General features: G+C 37.9%; 23 protein-coding genes and 2 pseudogenes. 19 read left to right on the plus strand and 6 right to left on the minus strand.

Annotated elements, in window-relative coordinates; translation table 11 throughout:
* Positions 1–131 precede the first annotated feature (131 nt).
* The 5 genes from CRG97_RS05120 to CRG97_RS05140 all read left to right on the plus strand — a co-directional run bounded on the left by CRG97_RS05120 (position 132) and on the right by CRG97_RS05140 (position 7,418).
* On the plus strand, positions 132–815 hold the full coding sequence (locus CRG97_RS05120; RefSeq protein WP_161952913.1) for an HhH-GPD family protein: 684 nt from the start codon (positions 132–134) through the stop codon (positions 813–815).
* A 318-nt stretch (positions 816–1,133) separates the two neighbouring features.
* Positions 1,134–3,779 carry a Z1 domain-containing protein gene (locus tag CRG97_RS05125; RefSeq protein ID WP_161952914.1) on the plus strand — a complete coding sequence of 882 codons (2,646 nt, stop codon included), beginning with the start codon at positions 1,134–1,136 and terminating at the stop codon, positions 3,777–3,779.
* A gap of 621 nt (positions 3,780–4,400) precedes the next feature.
* Positions 4,401–5,651 carry a hypothetical protein gene (locus CRG97_RS05130; RefSeq protein ID WP_098742058.1) on the plus strand — a complete coding sequence of 417 codons (1,251 nt, stop codon included), beginning with the start codon at positions 4,401–4,403 and terminating at the stop codon, positions 5,649–5,651.
* Positions 5,652–5,698: 47 nt separating this feature from the next.
* Positions 5,699–6,328, plus strand: a complete 630-nt coding sequence (locus CRG97_RS05135) for a hypothetical protein (protein WP_098742059.1) — start codon at positions 5,699–5,701, stop codon at positions 6,326–6,328.
* Positions 6,309–7,418, plus strand: coding sequence for a hypothetical protein (locus CRG97_RS05140; RefSeq protein WP_098742060.1), 1,110 nt, complete (start codon positions 6,309–6,311; stop codon positions 7,416–7,418). The genes CRG97_RS05135 and CRG97_RS05140 overlap by 20 nt, the downstream gene beginning before the upstream one ends.
* A gap of 887 nt (positions 7,419–8,305) precedes the next feature.
* On the opposite strand, the gene CRG97_RS05145 is transcribed toward CRG97_RS05140, so the two are convergent.
* Positions 8,306–8,653 carry a helix-turn-helix domain-containing protein gene (locus CRG97_RS05145; RefSeq protein WP_098742061.1) on the minus strand — a complete coding sequence of 116 codons (348 nt, stop codon included), beginning with the start codon at positions 8,651–8,653 and terminating at the stop codon, positions 8,306–8,308.
* Positions 8,654–9,162: 509 nt separating this feature from the next.
* Here CRG97_RS05145 and CRG97_RS33000 point away from each other — a divergent pair.
* Positions 9,163–9,414 (plus strand): hypothetical protein, encoded by a 252-nt coding sequence (locus CRG97_RS33000; protein ID WP_153047481.1) that lies wholly within the window; start codon positions 9,163–9,165, stop codon positions 9,412–9,414.
* 692 nt (positions 9,415–10,106) lie between these two features.
* Here the strand turns inward: CRG97_RS33000 and CRG97_RS05160 are convergent.
* Positions 10,107–11,435 carry a helix-turn-helix domain-containing protein gene (locus tag CRG97_RS05160; RefSeq protein WP_237566295.1) on the minus strand — a complete coding sequence of 443 codons (1,329 nt, stop codon included), beginning with the start codon at positions 11,433–11,435 and terminating at the stop codon, positions 10,107–10,109.
* A gap of 303 nt (positions 11,436–11,738) precedes the next feature.
* On the opposite strand from CRG97_RS05160, the gene CRG97_RS05165 reads away from it, so the two are divergent.
* From CRG97_RS05165 to CRG97_RS05195, 8 genes are all read left to right on the plus strand, one after another.
* Positions 11,739–12,416 (plus strand): nuclease-related domain-containing protein, encoded by a 678-nt coding sequence (locus CRG97_RS05165; protein WP_237566296.1) that lies wholly within the window; start codon positions 11,739–11,741, stop codon positions 12,414–12,416.
* A gap of 143 nt (positions 12,417–12,559) precedes the next feature.
* Positions 12,560–12,868, plus strand: coding sequence for an HNH endonuclease (locus tag CRG97_RS32860; RefSeq protein ID WP_114149300.1), 309 nt, complete (start codon positions 12,560–12,562; stop codon positions 12,866–12,868).
* A gap of 329 nt (positions 12,869–13,197) precedes the next feature.
* On the plus strand, positions 13,198–14,703 hold the full coding sequence (locus CRG97_RS05170; protein ID WP_237566297.1) for a PQQ-binding-like beta-propeller repeat protein: 1,506 nt from the start codon (positions 13,198–13,200) through the stop codon (positions 14,701–14,703).
* Positions 14,704–14,826: 123 nt separating this feature from the next.
* A complete protein-coding gene (locus tag CRG97_RS05175; protein WP_098742065.1) occupies positions 14,827–15,639 on the plus strand; it encodes a hypothetical protein in 813 nt (270 codons plus the stop codon).
* Positions 15,640–15,972: 333 nt separating this feature from the next.
* Positions 15,973–16,416 (plus strand): hypothetical protein, encoded by a 444-nt coding sequence (locus CRG97_RS05180; protein WP_098742066.1) that lies wholly within the window; start codon positions 15,973–15,975, stop codon positions 16,414–16,416.
* 181 nt (positions 16,417–16,597) lie between these two features.
* Positions 16,598–17,059, plus strand: a complete 462-nt coding sequence (locus tag CRG97_RS05185) for a hypothetical protein (RefSeq protein WP_098742067.1) — start codon at positions 16,598–16,600, stop codon at positions 17,057–17,059.
* Between the two features lie 128 nt (positions 17,060–17,187).
* Positions 17,188–17,727, plus strand: a complete 540-nt coding sequence (locus CRG97_RS05190) for a hypothetical protein (protein WP_098742068.1) — start codon at positions 17,188–17,190, stop codon at positions 17,725–17,727.
* Between the two features lie 66 nt (positions 17,728–17,793).
* Positions 17,794–18,150: a phage terminase small subunit-related protein gene (locus tag CRG97_RS05195; protein ID WP_098742069.1), complete on the plus strand. Its 357-nt coding sequence runs from the start codon at positions 17,794–17,796 to the stop codon at positions 18,148–18,150.
* Positions 18,151–18,304: 154 nt separating this feature from the next.
* Here the strand turns inward: CRG97_RS05195 and CRG97_RS05200 are convergent, their stop codons facing one another.
* Both CRG97_RS05200 and CRG97_RS05205 read right to left on the minus strand, forming a co-directional pair.
* Positions 18,305–18,520, minus strand: coding sequence for a GNAT family N-acetyltransferase (locus CRG97_RS05200; RefSeq protein WP_098742070.1), 216 nt, complete (start codon positions 18,518–18,520; stop codon positions 18,305–18,307).
* A gap of 64 nt (positions 18,521–18,584) precedes the next feature.
* On the minus strand, positions 18,585–19,352 hold the full coding sequence (locus CRG97_RS05205) for a TVP38/TMEM64 family protein (RefSeq protein WP_098742071.1): 768 nt from the start codon (positions 19,350–19,352) through the stop codon (positions 18,585–18,587).
* A 158-nt stretch (positions 19,353–19,510) separates the two neighbouring features.
* Between CRG97_RS05205 and CRG97_RS05210 the strand changes: the two genes are divergently transcribed.
* From CRG97_RS05210 to CRG97_RS32865, 4 genes and pseudogenes are all read left to right on the plus strand, one after another.
* Positions 19,511–20,203: a response regulator transcription factor gene (locus CRG97_RS05210; RefSeq protein ID WP_098742072.1), complete on the plus strand. Its 693-nt coding sequence runs from the start codon at positions 19,511–19,513 to the stop codon at positions 20,201–20,203.
* Positions 20,196–21,527, plus strand: coding sequence for a HAMP domain-containing sensor histidine kinase (locus CRG97_RS05215; RefSeq protein WP_153047482.1), 1,332 nt, complete (start codon positions 20,196–20,198; stop codon positions 21,525–21,527). Before CRG97_RS05210 ends, CRG97_RS05215 begins: the two co-directional genes overlap by 8 nt.
* Positions 21,528–21,768: 241 nt before the next feature.
* A pseudogene (locus CRG97_RS33510) lies at positions 21,769–21,951 on the plus strand (radical SAM/SPASM domain-containing protein); the annotation flags it as partial.
* Positions 21,952–21,959: 8 nt separating this feature from the next.
* Positions 21,960–22,079: pseudogene (locus tag CRG97_RS32865) on the plus strand (DUF4317 family protein); the annotation flags it as partial.
* A 67-nt stretch (positions 22,080–22,146) separates the two neighbouring features.
* Here the strand turns inward: CRG97_RS32865 and CRG97_RS05225 are convergent.
* Positions 22,147–22,530, minus strand: coding sequence for a winged helix-turn-helix domain-containing protein (locus tag CRG97_RS05225; protein WP_098742074.1), 384 nt, complete (start codon positions 22,528–22,530; stop codon positions 22,147–22,149).
* Between the two features lie 311 nt (positions 22,531–22,841).
* Here CRG97_RS05225 and CRG97_RS05230 point away from each other — a divergent pair, with 311 nt between their 5' ends.
* Entirely contained in the window at positions 22,842–23,846 is a 1,005-nt protein-coding gene (locus CRG97_RS05230; RefSeq protein WP_098742075.1) for a carbohydrate-binding protein, read from the plus strand.
* 324 nt (positions 23,847–24,170) lie between these two features.
* Here the strand turns inward: CRG97_RS05230 and CRG97_RS05235 are convergent, their stop codons facing one another.
* On the minus strand, positions 24,171–24,851 hold the full coding sequence (locus CRG97_RS05235) for a hypothetical protein (RefSeq protein WP_098742076.1): 681 nt from the start codon (positions 24,849–24,851) through the stop codon (positions 24,171–24,173).
* Positions 24,852–25,228: the final 377 nt, after the last annotated feature.

A 25,228-nucleotide genomic window follows, 5' to 3' on the forward strand; every position in this document is an offset into this window, starting at 1 on the left:
TGATTTAGGTACAACAAAACACTCAATAACCGGGCTAATAAGCAGGTATTGAGTGTTTTGTTTATTAATTAAGGGCCATCCAATAATTGAATTATTGGATGCTGCTAATATGGGTAAGAATAAATAAGAATATGAAAAAACATAAACGTGGTGATGAAATGAGTCAAGATTCTTTCTTTTGGAAGGAGCTACTGACTTGGTATATCGAGAATGGACGGCATCGCTTTCCTTGGCGAAATACGAAAGATCCTTATCGAATTTTATTGGCAGAGTTTCTGCTTCAGCAAACCCATGTACGTAAAGTTGAGGATGTGTATGAACAGTTGCTGCTGAAATATCCTGATATAAGCGAACTAGCAAGGGCGGATACTGAAACACTGAAAGAAATCATTGCTCCTATTGGACTAAACTATCGTGCAGAAAGACTAATAAAATCAGCTGAGATAATCTGCAGTCAGCATAACGGTACAGTTCCGAATGATTATAACGAGTTAAGGGAGCTCCCTGGAATCGGCGATTATATTGCAAATGCTTTACTTTGCTATGCATTTGACCAGCCAGTTGTTCCAATCGATACAAATGTTATTCGGCTCTTCACAAGATATTTTGGATATACATCAAGGAATCCTAGACCTCGAATGGACAAAGAGCTAGCAGCTAAAATTAGGGCACATTTTGAAGGGATGGACAGTACAAGAGAGGCTAATTTAGCAGTATTAGATATTGCCGGCTTAGTGTGTACTTCTAAAAAACCAAAGTCTACAGAATGTCCATTATTCGAAAAATGTTGTGACTTTAATTCAAGAAAAGAATAACTTGTGAGTGCTACCAAGAGGACGGTTGTGAAGTGCCTTTAAATGGCTTTGTCTAAAACTAAATAAAGTTAGTTCTCACAAAATTGACGTTTTTTTGTATAATGAATTAAATTTGAATCCAACATCTGCTGCTGAATTATGTACTTGTGCTTAAATACATCTCTCGCCCAACATAGTTATTCGTTAAATATTCATACCACCTCTCCTTTCTTTTTAATAAGCCGAAGTATATTAAATATTGATATTCTAGTCTATGCGGATATTAATAAAAGACATACAATAATAGTAACTGAATGGGAAAATTATGGAGGTGATAGTATGTCAGTTATGGGTATTATTGAATCAGTTTTGGACCAAGCATTTGTGAGCAAAAAAATAACTGATATGGATAGTTTCAATTCCGAGTTAAAAAAAGCCATAGAGTTAGTGGAAGGATTAGGTTATAAAGTAACTGAACAAGATGTGATTACTAAATTGAAGTTTGAATTGCAAGAGTTTTTAAGGATGTACAATGGCACGGCCATTATTGAATCAAAAGAGGAGTTTAGTGGGGAAATTGAATTAGATGGTCCAAGATGGAGTGCATATCTAACATTTCTTCGTAAAGAAAAGAATCGTTCGAATGCCCAAACAAATGGCATGATTTTTACGCTTAAAACAATTTTGAAACATATGCTAAAGAATCAATCCGAAGAAGAATTTTACGTTAGTGGTATGGTTTTTAAGGATGTTCAATCTGGAAAAACTGAGCATTTCCACGGATTGGCGAATTTAGCGATAGATAATGGTTATGAAATTGTCATTATTCTATCTGGAACACAGAACGACCTTAGATCCCAAACACAAATTCGATGCGATTATGACATATTAGGAGAAAAAAGGCTTCATTATGTTTTGGAAGACGGCGAGGATAGGATTGTTGGAATAGGCAAATATCGTAACTCCCCTGTATTAACCCAATGTCTAACTAATAAGTTGAGAAACGGTGACATAAATGCTAGTGTTGGAGAAGGAGTTTATGTTGCTCGTCCAGGTGAACCGATAATAATTGTCACAAAAAAAAATATACATACTCTCGGGGCGTTAATAAGTTTTCTTCGTAATTCAAAGGCTGAAAGAAATAAAGTCTTAATAATTGATGATGAGGCGGATCTGGCATCAGTTGACACATCCTACAATGTTAAAACAAATCGGGGCAAGCATCCTAGCGATGAGACTTACAAACCTTCCTCCATTAATGCTCATATTCGAGCAATGCTTGCTTACTTAAAAAAGAGAACATATATATCTTATACAGCAACCCCTTTTGCAAATTTACTTATTAATAGAGAAATTGAACATCCGATATATGGACCTGATCTATTTCCAAAAGATTTTATATTAGCAATTCCCAGTGATGAAAATTACGTCGGGCCAAAACAATGGTTTGGTAAAAATGCTCTTGCGGCTCCATTAAGAAGACCTTTAGATAATGCGGTAACAAGAAATGTAATTAGTGCTGCTTTCGGGGGGGTTTTACATGATTCGCTAAGAGAGTCGATCAAGGTCTTTATTCTATCAACTGCTGTTCGATTGATTCGTGAAGGAGAACAAGAGCATTGCTCAATGCTTATTCACGCAGACTTTAGAAACGTTAATCATGACACAACCTACCCATTGGTGGATCGAGAAATTGAGCTGCTGAGAGAACTAATTGAAACTAATGATCAAGAAACAATAAATGAATTAAAAAAGATCTTCAAGGATGATATAGCCACAACTAGCGCTAAAGTTTTTAATAAACCATTATCAGTGAGATGGCAAGATGTCCAAGATGTTTTATTAATTGTGGTCAAACGTATAAAAGTTATGAAAATAAATGGTGAATCGGAAGATACTCTTAATTATGAAGATTACAAAAACAAGGGACTTTATGTAGTGGCCGTTGGGGGTAATAAGTTGTCTAGGGGTATTACTTTAGATGGTTTAACAGTAAGTTATTATTTAAGAGAAAGCCGAAATCATGACACCTTGACTCAAATGGGGAGATGGTGTGGGTATAAGAAAAAATATCTTGATGTCTGTAGATTGTATACAACAAATAGATTAATTATTGCATATGCGCAAGTTGTAGAATCTTTGGAAAAATTACGTGAAGACCTGATTTTAATGCATGATACTGAATTAACTCCCGATCAATATCAACTTGAGATCATTGAACAAACCACTTCAATTTGTCCAGCACTTCGTGTGATTAGTAATGCCCAACAAAATCTAAGGTTGCAGGTTACAGCTGTTAATAAGAGTCGGTTTATGAGAAGGCATAAACGAAGAAGCTCGTTTTCAGGAGAAACCTTGCAGGAAACAAGCTTCTACAATGATGGAAAAACAATTAATGAAAATAAAAGGATAGTGGAGTGCTTTTTGAAAAACCTTAAAGGGGAGCCTACTCTGATTGGAAAATACAGGGATCAGTCTGGGTATAATCGAATCTGGTATGGAATTGACATGATACAAGTTTTATCAATGCTCCGAGCTTTTAAGTCTCCTCGTGGTAGAGTACACGAATGGGTAAATTATATTGAATTAGTCCAGAGAGAAACCAAAATGGACGAGTTAGCTCTATGCGATGTTGTGCTAGTTTCAAACAATTTTGATGAAAGTAATGATACCCTTTATTCATATAAAATAAATCGAGTACATCGATCTACTCGTGGAGTAGATACTATGTTACAGGCAGTTACTTTAAAAGGAGAACAATTCATTAACTTACTTACTGCAAATGAGGAACTAAGTGATGAGGAGAAAATTTCTCTGAGATGTAATGATCGTGCGCTCATTTTGATATATCCGATAAAAACGGAAAACCTTGATAACACTGAAGAGTATGAAATGATAACGTTTGCTATAGCCTTTCCAAAAACTAATGCAGTACTTCTAGATACGACCTCTTTCGTTGGATCTACTACAGTTATCAGTAATTAAACTTACTAACAAATGGAGAATTTTACTTTGCATTTAGTTTTATGAATTTCATTATACAGAAGAACCTATCAGCGGTAAGTTGGTTATTTAACAGTAATGAATTCACAAATAGATAGTAAGCGCTGTTCGTGAGAATTAAGATTCATCAGAATTTTGTATGAATAGGGCAAGTCCATACCTGAGGTGGATTTGTCTTTTTTATTTCAATTCTATGTTAGCTAGTTATCTAGTTTAAATTCACATAATGTCATTGACTTATAGGAACATACGTTCTAATATTGGGTTATCTAATTATTTGGGTAAGATATAGTTTAAGATAAAAGACTAGAGGCTATTGGTTGAAGGACATATTGAAGAAAAAAAATTCAAGTGGTTGTGTATGGTCGGAGGGTACTGAAACATTGGTACTACCACAAGTATTTACAAAAGATTAAAAATCATCCTTGATAGCTTAATACTTCTCTATCTTTCTTACTACTTAAACTAATCCTGCATTATCGTAAAATAAAGACAATTATATTCATAGCGTCTTCAGAACCTGTCGATATGGGTCAAAGGATGTTGATTCTTTAGGGTGGTATAGTATAATGGAATCATTTCCATCTTATGGGGGTCGCTATTATGAACAAACAGACTGTAGTTGCGAGACTATTTGATAAATTAAATTTTGATGAAGTGAAAGCAATGTTGCTTTCTAAAGGTTTGCTCCCTGAGAAGGTGAAGAGAAAGAGGGATATGAAAAATGCCTTTTTCTCTATGGCTTCTATTCTAACTGAAGAAGAAGTCGAAAGTTTTGTAGAAATGGCAGTTATGAAGAAAACAAAAGGATTACCGGCTTTTACTCACAAACTGGTAAATCTTGATTGGTATAACGAAAAAAAAACTGAACAAATAAAGGCCATGTTTAATCGCATAAACAGGTCTTACGGAGAAACGTATTTTGTGAGCATAGATGTAAAACAAGTTACCACAGCTAACATTGATATGATCATTACCATCAAGGAGTATGGTGAGTTTTGGAGAACGGGTGAGAAAGGTATTGAGAGTCTCACAGCTGTTTATAACTGTGCTATTAAGATAAGTTTAACACGAAAAATGCTTACAATTTTTGCTGGTGATGATACTATTCACAGCATTATTGCGGCTTATATCGGTTCAGAAGTTAAGCTACCCATTCATGCTTACAGGATTGAGAACAAGACTAGTGCTTTAACATGGGATGATCAAGCTAGTTTCAAAACAGCTTTGTTTATTGATTTTGTTTACAACCGTCTGAAATTAAGGGGGATTTCCTCTTCGTTTAAGGAAATAAAATTCAACGTCGACACTGATATCAAAGACGTGACAATCACAGGCGAAAGTAATAACAATCTTATTAATTCTTCACTAGCGTGTGAATATGTATCCTTGGGGAAAGATATTGTTCAGTTTAGAACAAGTGGTAGCTACAGTAGGACGCCTTTTTCTTGTTTCTTTTCACTAAAGGGTAGGAATGCAGATATACTGAAAATTGTAGTTATGGACATTAAGGATGAAACTTTAAGAAATGAAGTCATTCAGATGCTTCAAGAGGAATATATTGAAATGTGCGACAAAGGAATCAAGGATTTGTCTGCTACCCAACGGCAATTAATTCAAATATTCCAGAAGTTTGCTGAGAAGGATTCTCATAAACAAGAAGTCATCGAACAAAATGTGCTTCATAATGTTGAAAGTTTGACACAAAACATTAAATTATTTAATAAAGCGGATAACAACATTAAAAAGTTTGTTGCAGATATTGTTTCTTATAATAAAGTGATTTTGGAAACAATGAGATCTGATAAGCTGGAGTCAGCCTTTGCTGTGCTTGATGCATGGTTAGCTGAATGAAAATAAGGAATATCCAATGAATATGCGTATGAACGGGGGTGAAATATTTGAGACCGATGGAGAGGGACTGCACCTTATTTAAGATACAGAACTTGGGTAATACAGTAACAACCAAAAAAATAGGATTATACGAGGAGTTCGTGTGTCACGAAAAATTAAATTCAGCTAGTTTTCTTCATTTTTCTTGGGTTGATCCTATCAAATATAGAGACAAAGTAATTGCCAAAGACAAAAAGATGATATTCTTTTTATTGTTCCCCGCTCAAGGAGTTATTTGTTTCTTTAGTAACTCTGAAAGTGATTTGTTTTTTGTCACTTCAAAGCTAAACACTGAATTTATGATGGATGTAAAAAAAATAAATATATTTGATAGCTTAGAAAAGTCACTAAAGTTCAATAGCGATCAATTTAGATTAGTAGCTTTGCAGGTTATTACCTTATTTGGTGATATTGAAAAAGCAACTACATTTAGTTATGAGGACACAAAGAAAAGTGAGTTTTCGAATATTTTGAAAGAAGGGAGAATATCCCATATAGAGTACTACCATAAACAAGCTAAAATCAACTTCTCCATCGACTGTCAATCATCTGTCTCATTCTATGACACAGATACCTTTGATGAAATTAAAAATGTTTTGGAAGGTATGGTCGAATATTTTGAAGAAAATACTAAATAGATATGTCCCAAACACGCTTATTTTTTTGGCCTTTGTAAGTGTAATTTTGTTTTGTTTTTTTAATAAAGACTTTTCGTATAGTCTTCAAGATGCAGAGCAACAGAAACTAGAATTAGTAAGCTGGGTTTTCTCTGGGGTTATGGGTGTTGTTTCGTTTTTGGCTATATTTATATCATTTGTCTACGACAATAATTTAATAGGTGCTTCAAAAAACTTACGCCAATTATATCACCCATATGGATTAGGTCTTGAAGAGTTTAGAGCCAATTATAATGAATACATAAGAAATATTTCTAGAAGAACTAATGTAAATATCTTATTCATTACCGTGCTAGTTACTACACTACTTTCTATAATTATATGGGGAATTAGTGCTCTTCTCTATAATGGTTTCTCAATGAAGCTTCCTCAAAAAGTCTCAGATGTTAAGGCAATAGTTAATGTTCTTGTTTACGCAATCTGGATACTGCTTTCAGGGCTGTTGGCATCCTTGTGTCATTTATTAAATCATATACGTACTAAAAAAGATCCTTTAGGAGGGGGCTTTTTACCTGATAAAGATCATCTTCTTGATATAGATTTATTGTCAGCAGAAGATACAGATTTGGCTGAGATATTTAGAATAATATCTCCATCTATTGAACTCCATGAGAATCCTCAAAATTCTAATGGAAACGAGATTTCTATATTTTTTCCAATGACGTTCAGTAATATCCGATTCGTCATAAAGCTGTTTGATGAAAAGAGCAACTTACTTTTTCGCCTATATGGAATCACAGAGAAGAAGGATGCTGGTAAGCCTAATTTTTTTATCGTAAGCAATAGCGTTACTGAAAAAGTTGCAAAAGTATTTAAAGAACAGTGTGTAAGAGCAGAGTTTAGGTATTATAACGAGACCTTTAATAAAATTGCAAGGATAAATGGGAAAGTAGTTACAGAAAGCAAGCTATTTTCGGTTGTACCCGATAAGATTAACTATCTTACTGAAGATGGCATTGATAGAGATCATACCCTGATTAACAACATTCAATCGAATAAGTTCTTTATTCAGCAGGATTATGAAGCTCTTCTGGCGGGTGAAGATGTATGAAGGAAACTCTTGAGCAGCTAGAAGTTGGAACCAAAGTCCATTGATTCTTGCCAATGAGGTAATTATATATTTGTTAAATCCTCAAAGTAAAAAATGAAGTACGCGAATTAAGCTTATATTATTTTTCGCAACTAACGTGACAATTACTTGAAAACTTCCAAAGGCTTATTCCAACTTGATTTCTTCGTTCTCTAAATTCACGGATAACAGATCAGTCTAACTCGCGAATTAATGTTAAGTTCATCTTGGGAGTCTGCTGCTGTAGTTAAGCTGCCATAACACAAGAGCGCCTGCAAAGCTAAGGATGAGCGAGAGTTGCCGTTAACTTTAATTGATTTCGTATTGCAGCATACCTTTCTAGAACGTCATGATTTAGCTTAGATTGTATATGCTCAATTGTTGTGCAGCATCTTACGATGATGATCGCACTATTGTTAGTATAAGATTTTGAGTCTTTCTGAATGTTATCCTTCCGTAAATAATATATACCAACATCAGTAAGAAAATTAGCAAAGCGGTCATTAATTATAGGTTCGGTATAATTGCCAACTGATTTTCGTCGCTGGAGATGATCCGTGGAATATATTCAGCGCAAAATGAATCGGATTCAAGCTGAGCACGTGGATAGTGCGGCTAGTGTTGGGAAGGGGAAAAAACTGATATTTGGAATCTACTATTTACTCTAGTTGCCCTAAACTATTTCTCCTCCAATTCTCTCTCAGTTTATTGCTATGCAACAGGGCACTAGAATCCATGCTAAACGTTTTATATAAGGCAGAGAGAAGGTAACTTATTTCAAATATTTTACTATAATAGTTAGTTACTAATCGATTTTTTAATCTTTGGTAATAACTCTAAAAAAGCTGATCGGATTCCGATCAGCTTTTTTAACTATTTCCATCAATCCGCCGAAAAATTTCAATTAGTATATTTCGGGCCATCTCAATATCTTTTGAATCACGTTCTCTTAGTAAAGAGATAATATCTTTCATACCCGATTCCTCTGGCAGTTCTTCTTGTTCTTTCAAATATGTAAAAAGCTCATACACTCCAACATCTAATGCACTAGCAATCTTCGCCAGATTCTTCATGGAAACATTACGTTCGGCTCGTTCAATAAATCCTATATAACTTATATTGAAGCCAGCCTTTTCTGCTAATGCTTCTTGAGATAATCCTCTTAATTTACGAAGATCCTTTATACGTGCTCCGACTAATTTTAGGACATCAGGCATCGTTACACCTCTCTTTAATAGAAGTGTAGGGAATGTTTTGATTTGTAATAATACATAGATAATAAGTTGTTTGAATAAATTACTACTATACGGTAATATTGTATGTAGTTTGTATTTATTTATTCATCCTAAGTGAGTATTTATTTCTATATGTTTACTCTTTTTGATGAACTGAGCTAGAACTACTTCTTATGAACCTGCAATTTTGGAAAGACCATTAAAGGAATTCAGTCGTAGCTGGGGTATCGCCAATAACCGAATAGGAGCTGACGTATGTGAATCATTTAACCTCCATCGATGAATGCAGAGATAGCAAAGATAGGCTGTTAAAAATTCAGGAATCCTCTATTCATTCCAAATCAATGATTAAGATGCAGCATTACGTACAGATCTATATGAACTCAGCAGCCCGGTTGATGCATCCGATCTCTGCTCATGTATGTATCTTGTTTAGTGATCGCGCTTTAGGATGCATGCTCAAGGCATTGTATATGAAGGAGAATAATTGCATGTTTTCTCCATCTTACTTTTCGCTTCAGGATGTCATCCAGCTAACGGGACAGAATTCTATCCCGGATTTGGATAAGGTGATGTTTATTCATACTCTTAATTTTGTGGTCGGCTGTAATGATGTTTCAATTTTTCAACAAATGGACGCCTCGCAGCTTCAGAAGCTTCTGAACAGCGTGGACGATGTTCTGATTCACCTATCGGGTAGAGTAGCATCCAATCCTTCCGAGTTGTATCGCTCGATTTTTTAAAAGATATGCCTTTAAATATTGAAAGCATGTTGAAACAAGATATCATTATACGTAGGTGCCGAAAGTATCTTTATGTTCATTCAACTTGGCAATTTTGAAGTGATTTCCGGATATATGGTTGTCGAATAATTCAAAATATGAGGGGGGATTTGGATGGATGTTAGAGAGTTCATAAATCGCTTACAGAAAGATACCCTGAAGTAGATAGATTTGAGCTTACATACCATCAAGACCTTAGAGGTTGAAGATAGATTAGGGGTGAAGCTACCACTATTGTTTTGTACTTTTCTAAGTGAATTCTCTAATGGGATTTTTTTACTTGATAGTGAACCTATCGGTGGGATTAGTGAGGAATCGCCTTGTGAGGCAATATGTAAAAGTCATGTGATTCTTCCGGATCTCCCAGATAAAATACACACTCGAGAGACAGATGAGCTCATTGATTCCAATCATCTTATTTCCTTTAATGCTGTTGAGAACTCTAATGATCACTGGGTTTTCATATGTGAGGAAGGAATCCCTGATAACGAGTACAATGAAGAACCAAGGCTAATGCAGCGATCAGCCTTGGCTTTTTTCTCCGTTTTCTAATTCACTGATATCCGATCATTCCACTCGCGAATAGATGCTAAGTTCATCTTGGGAGTCTGCTGCTGAAGTTAAGCTGCCATAAAACAAGAATTCCTGTGAAGCTAAGGATGAATAAGAGTACCGCTAACTTTTAATTGTTTTCGTATTGCAGCATATCTTTCTAGATCGTCATGATTCAGCTTAGTTTGTATATGCTCAATGGTTGTGCAGCATCTTACGATGTTGATCGCATTATTGTGGGTATGAGAGAATTCTAAACTATCCAGTATATATTTTGATCCTTTTTTAATGTTATCCTTCCGTATATAATACATACCGACATCGGTAAGAAAATTGGCAAATCGGTCATCCATTATATGTTCGGTATAACTGCCAACTGATTCTCGTCGCTTGAGATGATCCCTGATCAGATTCTCAAATCTTTCGAGATATTCATCAAATTCAAAATGATACTTGTTAGCTGCTTGGATGATTTTAAATAAAGCTCTTAGTATTTCGTTCTCCCTGGAAGAGATATACTCTATGTATGGTTCAAGTACTTCTATGTTACCATTCATTAGTTCATATAGATAACGGTTGCCTCTAGCCCATTCCTGGAACTGCTCTTTGGTTCGTTCGGCAGTTTCATCTGATTCTATAATCCAGCTTTGATCCTCATAACAGGATAAATAATAAAGTGCTTGATCATAATCATCGTTATCTGCAGCTATGGAGCCTAACAGCAGATCGGAGTATAAAATATATCCAAACAACGGTTTGGCTGGCTCTATAGGCTTCCTATGAGGCCTATTTTTATTATGTTTCTGCGCATACAGCATTCTGGAGATGCGTCCCATTTCCTGAGCATAGTACTTTGCTTTATTCCATTTATTTAAGGACAACAACGTGTTAGTTAGATCTTTTAAAGCATCTAATTGTACCCCCTCAGGAAGTCGCTTGACATAAGCTTCAAATTGTATGGTACAGTTCAGATTATGTTCCTGGTCCGAGTTTAGGGAGCAAGTAAATATCCTGTATTGACACAAACCTAATCTTTCGGCATGCTGGTGTTTTTCACTTTCGGCAACTTTTTTGTATATGGTCAGAGCAGCCGCTCGATTTCCCCTGTGAAATAGTGCTTCAGCGCTATCAAAGAGTAGGGATGAATAAGCTGGGTTATCGATGATCAAATCAACAGCCTGATCGATGCAGTAGAGTTTCCCTAGCTCGGCACATCGCAAGATAAAGGGGCCAAGTCGCCTCCAGTTCGGAGTTGACTCATTTACATATAGAGAATAAAAATAGCCTTCTTCCAGATTCATAGCTTTGGTAATTAAATCAAGGCTTGAAACGGAGAGCGGCTGGTTCCCATTGATAAAGCGGCTGAGGGTTCCCGAATTGATTCCCGATTTAATTGCAAAAGAGGAAATGCTGAGTTTTTCCTTCTCCAAGTAACGTAATAGCTCCGTACTGATTGTTCTGTCTGTAGGTACCAAAGATATTCGCCTCCAGATCCCGCATTCCATATTTAGGGAAATTACTTATATAAGTAAGTTAATGTATAAATATACGATGGGTCAATAGCTTTGTAGTATGATAAGGGAGGCATTCTAAAATAAAGGGGAGAACGCAGCTAGTAATTAATTCTACTGAATGGAGTATACAGAGGAGTACGTCGCCTCTTAAGAGATGGATTGGATGAATCACCATTACATATAGAACGGAGCTTTCTTATATTTGAAAAGTTAAAGTCCTTGTTCAAATCCTCTGATCAGCCAAAGAAAAAGCCGGCTCAACATACGAATAAAGCTAAAACATCAGGAAACAACGCCAAACCCAAGGTTCAACCTACTCGTATTGGTGAACTGGGTGAGCATAAGATTAACATTCAACTAGATCAACTCCCCAAAGGATGTAAGTATGTAAGTGATTTAATGGTGACGAATTCGAAGTCTCGTACGGGCTATTCGCAGATTGACCATGTGGTAATCACGCCGCAAGGATTGTTCGTCATCGAGACGAAGAATTATACCGGAGAGATTAAGGGAACAAGAGAGAATAAGTCATGGACGGTAAGTAACCGGTTTAAAATGTACAATCCCTTTATGCAAAATTACGGGCATATTCAAGCGATTAAAAGTTTGCTCCCTAACTACCAAAAAAGCCGGTTCATCTCAATGGTTTCTTTTACGATGCGCTGTAGATTCAGCGTTGATCCGGAATTGAGAAAAATCCAATCGGACGAACTGATTGTGTACGATGTTGAGCTGTCCGAATATATTCAGCGAAAAATGAATCGGATTCAAGCGGAGAAGGTGGATACCGTTCTAACGGAATCTGATATTCAGAAAATCTATCAATCCTTGATTGAGGCGAACATTACTGATCCGAGGATACGGGCTGAGCATGTGGATAAGGAAAAATTACGTTAATATTAACGAAGATATGATAACACTAGAAATGAGGGCTTATATATGAAAGGCAAATTCTCTACAATGGCATTATTTCTTAGCTTGGCAGTTTTCTTTTCATGTAATTAGTGGGAATTAGCAAAACTGACATTGCCATAGATGGGATGACCGAAGATGAAATAATTAAAACGGAAATTAACTCTGTTTCGGAAGAACCAGAAGAAACTCTAAGGGATCAAGTTGTAAAGAGTAGAATTGGCCGAGGAATTTTCAAACAAAGATTGCGGGCACTTGAAGAAAAGTGCAAGTTATGTGGTATAGATAATCCAGATTTCCTTAGGGCCAGCCATCCAAAGCATTGGCGAGTCTCAAATAACAAAGAGCGACTCGATCAATACAATGGCTTTCTATTATGTCCAGCACACGATTTCCTTTTTGATAAAGGTTTGATCAGTTTTTGTGACGATGGTTAAATTCTTATATCGCCAATTCTTGAACCCTTCTGGGATAGCGGTCTCCGGCTGTAGCATTTTTGCAAACACCGCTATCTCGTATTACGGACGGATCACAATTTAAACACAACATGACCCTAAGTTAGACATCACTTGACGGTTTTCCCATGATAGGATGTAAGCATAGAAAAAGGCGAGAATGACACGCACGGCTGCATGAATGCGGCATATGACCGGGGCGTAACTCTTCTCGCTTTTTCTAGGTATATAGACATATGAAAACCGAGTTAATAATTCTATAGAACTATCCGATATATAATATATTCAAATAATGGGAGGATGAAGGAGTTTTGAGAATTAAAAAGGGATTAACTTTACTCACTGCTTTTACTTTGGTTTTTTCTTTATTGACCGTAAATGTACAGGCAGCCAGTACACCTTTTACACAGGGTGGAGGATATGAACAAGGGGCTTACGACAGTTTATCCATGCAGCCTACCGGACACAACTGGAACAGAAACTCTAGGTTTGCTGCGGTGAATTCTAATGTTCATCTGAAATGGAAGTATCAGATGCCATCAGGAGGTAACTCATCAATAGTTCTTGACGAAGAGGGAACAATCTTCACTAAGAATTACGAGGGACCATTATATCCAAAATTTAATATTCACGCAATCAATCCAGACGGAACATTAAAATGGGAACAACCAATTACTGATAATTTAGTATATGGTACACCAGTTATTAATAATCAGAAAAAATTGATTATTCCTGCAGGTTCGAAACTTCTCACTCTCGATACAATCGATGGGAGTGTTACCGAGTTATCATTGCCTACTAGCTATTCGAACGAAGTTTTGATAGGTAATGATGGTACTCTTTATCTATCTGGAATCGCTGGTAGATTAGCTGCCTACAACCCAGATGGTACACTTAAATGGAGAAGTTCCTTCGAATCTACACAACATGCTGGTTACCCTGCGTTATCTAAGCAAGGGGCGCTGATTTTTAAAGCCGGTTATGGGAGTGGTGGCAGCCTATATTCTTTCAATTCTCAAACGGGTGAAAAGAATTGGGAATACAGAGGGGTGGTTGGCAGTGAAACTCGTTCTGCGCCAGCTATTGCAGAGGATGGCACAATATATGCAACTTCACAAGATGGTTATGTGTATGCAATCAATCCAGATGGAACTTTAAAGTGGAAATTCACTGTAGAAAAATCAATTTCAGCAACTGAAACAATTGATCCTATTGTCGGACCTGATGGCACTATTTATGCAATTAACGGAACTAAGGATTTTTACGCAATTAACCCAGACGGAACGTTGAAATGGGTATACAATTCTAAAGCGATGTATTCATCACCAATCATCGATAAAAATAATCTGATTTATTTCGGCGTTGGAGGAAAAGTCGTAGCATTAGATTCTAACGGGGAAGAACAGTGGTCATTAGACCTTCGAGCAGCTAATTTTGTATCAGCCCCCGCTATAGCAGAAGATGGCACAATTTATATTGCCGATAGCAGTGGTGCAGTATTCGCTATTGGGGGGGGGGTTAATCCTACTGACCCTACTGATCCTACTGTTCCTCCAGTAGATCCAAAGCCACCTGTAAACCCTGTTGGTGAACGAGCAATATTCGTTATTACTTTGAATAATGGTACTGAGAAAGAATACGATCTTTCAATGGAAGAAGTACAACAATTTATAAACTGGTATGAAGGAAGAGCTGCTGGTGCTGGCCCGATAACATTTGCGATTAATAAGCACGATAATAATAAAGGACCATTTAAACAGAGACAGGACTACATTGTTTTCGATAAAATCATCACTTTTGAAGTAAATGAATATTAGGACAAGGGTCGTTGTTGTATAGCGGATTTTGATTTAATGAGCATGATGGTGAAAATGGGAAGCAATGAGGGGATCAGTGAATCAGTGATAAACTTAAAGGGGAAATATAGGGGGCGCACTTGCTTGAAAAAGTATTTATTTATTTTTATGGTATTCGTGTTGACCATTTTAACTGCATGTGGAGAAAATACACAAAAACATGCGAAACCTGATGCAATACGGGACGAACTTTGGGACAAATCTAAGCAATTGTCAATTTTGATTATTAACACTGTCAACACCAGTGATAAGTTCGATGATGGTATACCAGCAGTTACCGGAATGTACCAACGCTTCAGTAGAGAGTTGCCGGATGTCACAGAAAAAGAACAAGAATTAATCGACGATGTAAGTAATTTATTTGATACATCCATAAATGAATTTCTTTCAAGAGTTTTCGATGAAAACAGCAAGGAATATACCGAAGCTAAAGAGAAGATTGAGAATTGGTTTGGTGCTTCTGATTTAAAGTATGAAAATTATGATTCAGCAATATTAAGTGCATATTTTGATAAGGCAGAACAAAATGAAATTGATAGCGATCCAGTTAAGATATTTATGGATGAAAACAATATAACTCTTACAGCAAAAGACGTTCAATTTAATATGCCAAACAACCTTGACAGAGATTTTGTTCTGTCTGGTACAGCAAAACTTGATGATTATTACAATTATGGTTTTGACACAGGCATTGAGCCAGAATATTTCAATCTAGAGTTGAAACCTGATAATGGCGATAGATGGAGTCTGTATCTTGAAAGAGCATCATTCACTAAGTTGTTCGATGATCTTCAGAACAGAGGTGAAATTCATATAACTGTGTCAGCTACTATACCAACGAGTAATTTTAAGCCCAATCAAGGAAACATGGCTTTTGTAACAAAAGCCACTTGGTAACAAATATATTGTATGTGGGGGAAGGGCTAATGCCTTTCCTTTTTTGTGTTGTCTTGAATCATCCAAACATCCCATAAAACACGTCTAATTCAAAGCCATATTGTGGCAGGTGCTTTTTCTTTTCACTTCGATGACGGAATCTAAGCCGATTTAAGGCATCCGTGATCGATTACGGACGAATAGAGGAAGAAATTAGACATAGCGTTGGCGCATGCTCCTATTTGTCGTGCATCCATATTAGAAACCAACTCAACTCAAAAAGAAAAGTTCCTAAACACGTAGAAACAGGGAAAACCTACTCGATGTCGAATATTGATGTCGGGGAGGAGAATTATGGATAAGGAAAGAATGGTTCAAGAACTGGAAGGCCGGATTAGACATGAGACACTGGGGGCAGCAAAATCATTAAATAGCGCATTTAATAAATCCAGAATATTAAACATAACAGCTGTCTTGATTTCTGCATTAATAACTATAGTCTCTGGGGTTGAAGGACTGCCATTTAGTAGCCATAATATTGTAATAGTTTTAGGAGCTACTTTGACCGCCTTTGGCAGTATCAAAACTTTTTTTAATTTCGAAAAACAAATTGAGAACCTGTCTGTTACATTTCATGACTTTAGAAGCCTAGGTTTAGAGTTTCAGATTTACTGTAACACAACTGAATTAAGTAAAATAGATGAAAACCGGCTAAATGAATTTGAGAACAGATTTAGAGCGATTTACACTGATCATGCTAATAGAATAAAGGACTTTCGAAAGATGAATCAAATTTAATGCACCTTCGGGTGCTTTTTCTTTAGCACTTAAATTGACGAAATAGGAAACAGCAGGAATGGAGCATAGCTTTGTCGTGTGCTCCAATTAATCGTGATTAATTTTTCGAAACAAATCAACTCAAATAATTGAAAAGGGAAATAGTTCCTATTGTCGAAATATTATGTCGAAGGAGGCGACAATGGTAAAGTATGAACTTGGAAATATTGCAGATTGGTTGTCTGCTATTGGAACTATTGGAGCGGTTGTAGTGGCATTGTATTTGGCAAGGAGAGAGTCGAATCCGCGAGCATTTGTTCAGGTTGATTGGAGTTATGAGGTCGACGGAGTGTTAACTATCTCACGAGAACCAAGCTTTATAAAATGTCGAATTGTTAATATAGGAATAGTGCCTATTTATTTATCAGAGTGCACTATCTTTATTAAAAAGAGAAAAATGGCTTTTGTGCATGGAACCCATCTAGTGAATAAGTCTATTAGACCAGGAGAGTTGTATGAACATTCTTTTAGTTATAGTTCGGTAAAATCCTTCTGCATAAGTAATGGGGTAAAACACTTAAATACTAACATTTATTTTCTTACTCCAAGCGGAAAAAAATTTAAAACGAAGATCAAAACTCGATTCGAAAGTGAAGAGTTTTGAATGTTGTGTTAATGAGTACAGAGTTCTGTTATTGAGTGAGAAAGATAAACTAACTCAATTAAGGTAAGGAGAGCTTGTGGCAAGAGAAAAACCACGTTGGTGGAATTTTAAAAGTTGGGTGAGTCTCTTTGAATGATGCAATTTTAGGGGCATTAGTGTCAGGGCTTGTCGGTGTAGCAGGTGTATTGATCGGAGGTACATTGACTTATAAATTAAGTCATCGATCTGAAAAAATATTGATAAGAAAGAAAGTTGTTATTGAAAAAATTCAGGAAACACAACATGGATTGTATGCGATTGCGAGAGGATTGGGCACTTTACTTGTTAGTGTGAAGCGGTGTGAGAATCAAAAAATTGGCAAAGAAGAGTTGCTTCGGATATCTGACCAGATCCAAGAAGATGGAGGAGCAATTACTCGGAGTATTAGAGTAAATGAGGTTTTTCTAAAAAAATATAGTCCTCTTATTAATGACTTCATAAATCAGACATCGGTATTCCATGAATTAATATACTACGTATATATTGACCCTGATCATCCAGGCAAGTGGAATTATGATCCAGAAGAGCTCTCTTACACACATATAGAATTTTTGATTATGCAAGCAGTCAATTCTGCTATGAAGATCAAAGAAGAATTGGATAGACAAATTGAAATTGAAATAAAATAGCCATGTTTTGAAGTGACGACCCTCAAGCGGCCGTCCTTTTTTTGTTGGGGGTGGTGATGGTGTAGCATGGCCAGAGAGAGAAGTCCTGAGCGGGACAAGGCAAAGCAGATGTGGCTGGTGAGCGGAGGAACGATGAAGTTAAAAGACATCGCCGCCGCTCTTTCTATTGGGGAGACACAGGTACGAAAGTGGAAGTCCCAGGACAAGTGGGCTGCCGATTTGAAAAGTAACGTTACCAATGAATCGAAAGGTACCGTTACTAAACGCGGAGCCCCTAAAGGGAACAAATATGCCATTGGTAATCGTGGCGGTGCTCCCACTGGTAATAAACGAGCAGTAGGCAACAAAGGCGGTTCTGGCGGGCCGCCGAGAAATTCTCGCATCAATGCGGCTTTGCATCCTGCGATGGCGGTAACGAACTAAGCGAAGCCGAGCAATGGGCGAAGATTGATCAAGGCCAGAAGCTTGCGAAGCAATATTGGGGTAGCTAGACAATAAAACGAGATATTAATATAAACGGCGACCTTTTCCCTGAATTCAATCAGGGGAGAGGTCGCCGTGTTTTTTTGGATGGTCCCTAGTTGTTCAATGTGATCAAACGATCATTTCTGGTCTGCTCGTTGCTCTCTTTCAGGCAGACCGCGATATACGCGTCTTCACTGCTGCGTTTCTCAATCTCTTTTACAGCGTCCTCCAAAGTCGAGACCTTATGATCCAGAAAGCAGTTCACTCTCGGATTGGCTGTGTACTCCAATAATCCTGGCGCGTCGGTTGCGGTAAAATTTCGTTTCAAGTGTTTGCATGAGTCATACCTCCAATTATATTCTGAGCAGGGATGGTTTCTTGTATATCTTGTATTATCCTTTTTTTGTTACCAAATCTCTACTCTTTGCTAAGCTGGGGATTGCCTTGGGTTTGGCAGAAGGACTTGTCCCTTTCGATTTCTCCACTTTGGAGAACAAGTTCATCAATTTATCTTTATAGATATATCCGAGTACGAAACCAATAACGGCAATGACGGATATGATAATGGCGATGCTGTATTGTTGCATATGAATTGTGGACCCTACCGCGGCAGAGGCAATAATCCATGGCAGACGACCAACCAGAAGTATCGTGAAGAATCTTAAAGAACTCATGGATGTAAGAGCGGCAACAAATACGAGCATGTCTTTCGGCAAACCGGGAATCACGAAAAAGATAAACAAAAAGGCAGAGAACTTCTTCTCATCATGAATAAACGACATCCACTTATAGTCTTTCTTTTGCAGCAATCGCGCAATAAAATTGCGACCGATAAAACGAGTGAAATAAAAAGCAATCGCTGAGCCCAATACCAAGCCTACTGTAGTATAGAATGACCCAAGCGTAACCCCATAGATATATCCGCCTGCAACCTGTACTACTTCTCCCGGAATAGGCGCAACCACGATCTGAAGTATCTGGAATAAAATAAACATGACCGGACCCCAATGTCCCGTTGAATGAATATACGCTCTGAAATTGTCCATGGACGACATGATTTTAATAATGGCAGGAGAATAATAGACCAGTAAACCAATGGACAAAATCGTTAACAGACCCAACAGTATTTTCATGACTGTTTTTCTCGAAAGTTGTGGCATAGCTGATGACTCCTTTGCGTTATGACCTTTACTGATTACAGTATAAAACGAAAAAATGAAGAGTCACCTACATAACTTCTGAAGAATTCTTAAGTCGATTGTATCTGCTGGTAGTGGCTGCTAACGCATATTATACTGAAATTGGACGGAGGGATCGGATGAGCAAGCAAATTTTAATTGCTGACGACAACAGTGAGATTCGTGAAATTGTAAAGATTTTGTTAGAGAGCGAGAATTATGAAGTCATTGAAGCGGTAGATGGTCAGGACGCAATTGATAAAGTGAATGAAGAGACGGATCTCATTATCTTGGATATGATGATGCCGAATAAATCGGGGCTGAAGGCGTGTCTGGAGATTCGTGAAAAAACAAGTGCTCCGATCCTGTTTCTCACAGCTAAAACGCAGGATTCGGACAAACAATTGGCCTTCTCCTCCGGGAGTGATGATTTTTTGTCCAAACCCTTTTCCTATACAGAACTCGTTGCAAGGGTAAAGGCATTGCTTCGAAGGTATTATGTGTATCGTGGCAAGGAGAAGAGGGAAGAAGCGGACCAAATCATCATGGAGGATCTTACGGTCCATCAGGATTCCAAGACTGTTTTTGTTGGGGAGAAGGAAGTGGCTTTAACCGAAATTGAATACCAGATCTTGTTGTTGCTAGCGAAGAAACGGCGAAAGGTATTTTCGGCGGAAAACATATATGAGAGTGTCTGGGGGCAGCCCTACTTTTATACGTGCAATAACACGGTTATGGTTCACATTCGCAATTTGAGAAGCAAGCTGGAGGACGACCCACAGAACCCTAAATATGTGAAGACCGTTTGGGGGAAGGGGTACAAAATTGAATAGATTGCTAATGGGGAAAAAGCTGAAGATCAAATTGGTGCTGGCGGTTATGATTTCTTTAGTCATATCCATAAGTACACTCGTTATTTTACAAGTTGTTGGTGAGACAGTACTGGATAATTACTTAAGCAAATCCACATTTGTAGAGAACAGGCAGCAAGATGCGCTTGATCGATTCGAAACATTTGTGAATAGCCAGAACGTGTCAACCTCTGATCATGAGCGATTGTCCGCATGGGTAAGTGAGGAACGATACTTAAATCTGTATATTTTTGCAAAAGATAAATTGATCTATTCCTCCAATACCGGGATTGATTCTGCCATCAATGAAGAGCTTTTAACCCAATTGGTACCATCGAAAATACCCATCAAGACGATTAGTTTCGCGGATCAGGATGCCCAGATATATCTGGTCGGCTTTTATGAGTATCAATATTATACCCTCATTCTGATTATTGGTGTTTTCGTCGCGGCTGTTGTGTTCATTGTTTCCTTTCTACTCATTATTAACAGGAAAACATCATATATTGGCAGGCTTGAACAAGAGATTAAGATACTCGAAGGTGGAAATTTGGATTATTCGATTACGATATCGGGAAAGGATGAACTGTCGTCTTTGGCCCAAAGTATTGATGAGATGAGAAAATCATTTATTGAGCGGCTCGGCAGCGAGGAGAGGGTGAGGATAGCCAATCGTGAATTGATCACGGCAATTTCCCATGACCTCCGTACCCCGCTTACGATTCTGTTGGGATATATGGACATTATAGAACTCAACAAATATAAGACGCAGGAGGATTTATTGCAGTATATTCATAACAGCAGGGAGAAAGCTTATCAGATCAAGGTACTGTCGGACAAACTATTCGAATATTTTACGGTATCCTCTGCTGCGGAAGAAGAGGAAGTGGAATTTGAAATCTATGAGGGCAGAGCGCTTATCGATCAACTCATTGATGAACAACTGGTCGTTTTGGATGATATCGATGTTCAGATTCAGGCCAATTCTAATCACGAGAAATTTCTGCTGGAAATCAATCTGGTCGCCATTCGCCGTGTATTCGATAACATATTTTCAAATATTCGAAAATACGCCGAACCATCAGAGCCCGTTCAGATCAGGGTCTACTTGAAGCAGCAATGGGTCTTTCTTGTTGTAGAGAATAAGATTAAACGTGTCGGCAAAAAGAAAGATAGCAACGAAATCGGGCTCGTTAGTTGTCAGAAAATGATACAGCAGCACAACGGAACGTTGACGGTATCTCAGGAAAAGGATATCTTTTCGCTACAAATCACGCTGCCAATCATCTTAAATAAAGCGGGGTAGAGCAGCGGGAATGCAGATGAGGCTCACTTCCATACAGTATGGAGTGATAAGCTGGCGGATTATGCCGGGAGTTCAACGAATAAATAGATTATCCAGACGGTAGAAACAAATGGTTAAAAAGAGTCTTCCATGAGAAGGCTTTTTTTGCTTTCTATTCGTGCAAAGATGTGATTCATCTCACTTTTATGACCATCCAACTACTCTACGCTTAATGAATTGTGTATGAGGAGGAGAATGGATGATGATGCCTCAGATGAAGCCACACGACTATGCCAAATATCCATTCATTGTGATCTGGGAAGTGACTCGGGCGTGTGCACTGAAATGTCTTCATTGCCGTGCAGAAGCCCAGCATAGAGCTGACCCCGGGCAGCTGACAACCGAGCAGGGGAAAAGGCTGATCGATGACATTGCCGCAATGGAAGAGCAGCCGTGGACAGAGAAAAACAGGAACTGTACATGGGCAATTTCAAAAAATTGCTGATGCGTGAACTGGATCAGAAGTTGTTCGAGTTGAAGTTCCAGGAAGAAGCGGAAGATCCGGCGCAGGTACGGGGAAAGATCCGATAGGCACGAATCATAGACTCATCCTCGAACAGCAAGTGATCGATTTGGTTGTCTATAAGCTTTTTTTTAGTGCAGGGAAGGTTTTGTTGCGAAAGGTTTCTTGTTCATCTGGATCAGCTGATTCCAGTGTGTACGTGGCTTTCGTGTAACTAAACCCCAACCGATGAAGCAATTTGGACATCCCTCTCTCTGTAAACATTTTCCGGAATTCACGTTCAACAAAGAGCATAGCCAGCTTTAGCGTCCAGGTATATTTGGCCTCGATGCCCACGTCAACTGGTCGCTTAGTGGCGATGGTTTCAGCTAATATTTGTTCCTGTTCATCGCTTAATCTATGCGGCTTTCCGGGGGAGTGGCCAAGCGCCAGCGCATTGATACCGCCTTCATGGTAACTTCGAATATAGCCACTGATGGTTTTCTCCTTGCGCTTTATCATCCTTGCGATTTCTCGGTTCGTACGGCCTTCTAGATGATGAAGGACAGCAAGATAGCGTTCGTTCAGCCTATATAGTAGGTTTTTACGAGTATATACAATTTACATTATAACCAAAAATTCCAACAAGGTAGAACTTATGCCCTATCGGAATTATTTTCATGCCTTTGTATTGTTTGAATTGTAATAATCTGATTAAAAAAACGTGGAATTAATTTAAAAAAAGTAAATAAAGTAAGATAATAGCACATTTAAACCTGTGGCATGTCTCATGGGAGCGCTACAGATAAATAAAAAAACAAGGAGGTTTGAAAATGACTAATAAAAGGTTTCCTTTTAAGCCCTTATCACTTTTGGTAGTTTTAGCAGTATTTCTATCCACATTCTGTGCAGCCTTACCATCAGTAAACGCAGCCGCTAGAGGAGCATGGGCTCCAGATACCGCATATGCAGTAAATGACACAGTAACCTATAGTGGAAGCACTTACACTTGTCTTCAGGCACATACTTCTCTCGTAGGTTGGGAACCGTCCAATGTTCCTGCTTTATGGCAGAAAGGCGGTAGCGGCGGAACTACGCCACCAACAACGAATGGAGTAACATTCTATGCAGATATAAACTATGGAGGAAAAGCAGTGACACTCGGGATAGGCAATTATACACTGTCTCAGTTGAACGCAAACGGAATTCCGAATGATTGGATGTCGTCTCTTAAGGTTCCAAGCGGTTGGACGGTTGAAGTATATGAGAATGATAATTTTGGAGGAACCAAGTGGACCTTTACTTCAGATTCTTCCTGGGTTGGCAACACGATCAATGACAAAATGTCATCGGTCAAGATTTATACGGGTTCACCATCTCCTACAGTAACAAAGCCTGCCGAGGTTCCAAGCCATATATGGACATATGTCATGAATGCGGACAATGCCTATGGGAAAGGCGGAGATTTTGCTTTATTGCTAAGTGCTGTTATCAAAAAGGAAAGCAGCTTTGGAGCAGGTTTACCAGGTAGTCCATCGGCCGGCGACGGATTGATGCAGGTAGAACCAAACACACGCAATGCGTATTTATCTCAATTCAGCTCAAAATTTGGCCGTGCGTATAATCATAGTAGTGAACAAGATCAGGTATATCTGGGCGCGTTGATTTTAAATGAGAAGATTACGAAGTTTGGAAATATCTACAACGGATTATTACACTACAACGGTGGAGATAACTGGTATCCGGGAGCTACGGATTCTTATGGCCGTCCTATTCTGGCAGATCAATATGCAGATGCAGTTTACGCTACGTATAAGGGCTATGGCGGTAAGAATTAAGGTGTTACATTGATATGAAAATTGAAAAATAGCGAGACGTGAAAGGATTTTCTTGTTGAGTGGAAGCGGCTTATTTAATTTGAAAGGGCATGAGTTACCATCCGCAGAGCTCTTGGGACCGTCAAGCAGTTCGGTCAGAATCAGTAACATTGGCCACTGCTTGCGTTGCCATCAGAAAGTGGCCATGTTGATGAGGCGCTATAAAGAGGACGGAAAAGAGAGCCCAATATGTCCATTGGGCTCTCGGAATGATACCGTAACTGGCTGAATGACAGGATTCGTATGAACACTATAGTTCTGTGAGAGCCTGCGAAAGTTGAGTTATTAATTGTTAAAATCTCTATAGTATTCTACGGCTTTAGGTCTTTTTGTTCCAGCTATTGTTTGTGTTGAAACCAAATCATTAACTCTTCCAAGATATACGCTACCTAAATATTCGTCATAGACATCATAAGTTTTTACAATAGTACTATATTCATCATAATTAACTGCACCGTAATAATCTCGTGTAGTGTAATTACCTTCTGGGCCAGTATACTCTATGGTTTTTGACCAAGTATTTGAAAATGATCCTTCAGCACCGCCAGTTAATTCAATGTTAATTAATGATCTGATTTTTGCTGAAACAGATCCAGAGTATTGAACGCTCGCACTAACAGTTTTAGAATCAGAGATTGTTTTTTTTACTCCCTTAGGAACACTAATTAAAAATATATCTTTTTCTCTTGGCCCAACATTATATCGTGAGATAGTATTTTTTGCTACTTCAGAGAATGAAGATCTATAGACACGTCTGTCTCCAGCAAAAGGGGTAGTTTCATTAAGTTTGGTCTCATCAATAAATTCAATTCTAGCATTTGGTTGACCTTCAGGTGAAGCAACTACAATTTCCTCTGACCATTGTGGTTCTTGTGCAGTAGATTCTTCTGCCGATACTATTGAAGTAAAAACAGAAAAGATTAATACGCATGATAAAATAGATGATAGTAGACTTTTTTTCTTCATAAACACTCACATCCTTTATGATTATTTGGTTCCATTGTAATATAATTCCATACAAAATATATTATTCCTTCTTTTCCTGAATAATTAACAAATGAGTGTATGGTGGTTTTCGATCTTAATCGTAGTTGTATGCATTTCTTACGGCTTGGATAGATATAGGGGTTCCGCCAACATTTTAACGAAAATATACGCTAAGCGGATAATAGGCTGCTGATGCTTCAGCAGCCTATTAAGATCAAGATGCGTTTTTAATTACTTGCACTCGTATAGGGGGCTTTCCGCTGTCCATTACTCAATAACATATTCCTGGGTTAAAGAACAAAAGCTTGCCGACTATTGGCAAGCTTTTGTTTCAAATAAAATTTATGGTGGTTTTG

The sequence above is a fragment of the Paenibacillus sp. EZ-K15 genome (genome assembly GCF_002573715.1).
Classification (GTDB): domain Bacteria; phylum Bacillota; class Bacilli; order Paenibacillales; family Paenibacillaceae; genus Paenibacillus_AQ.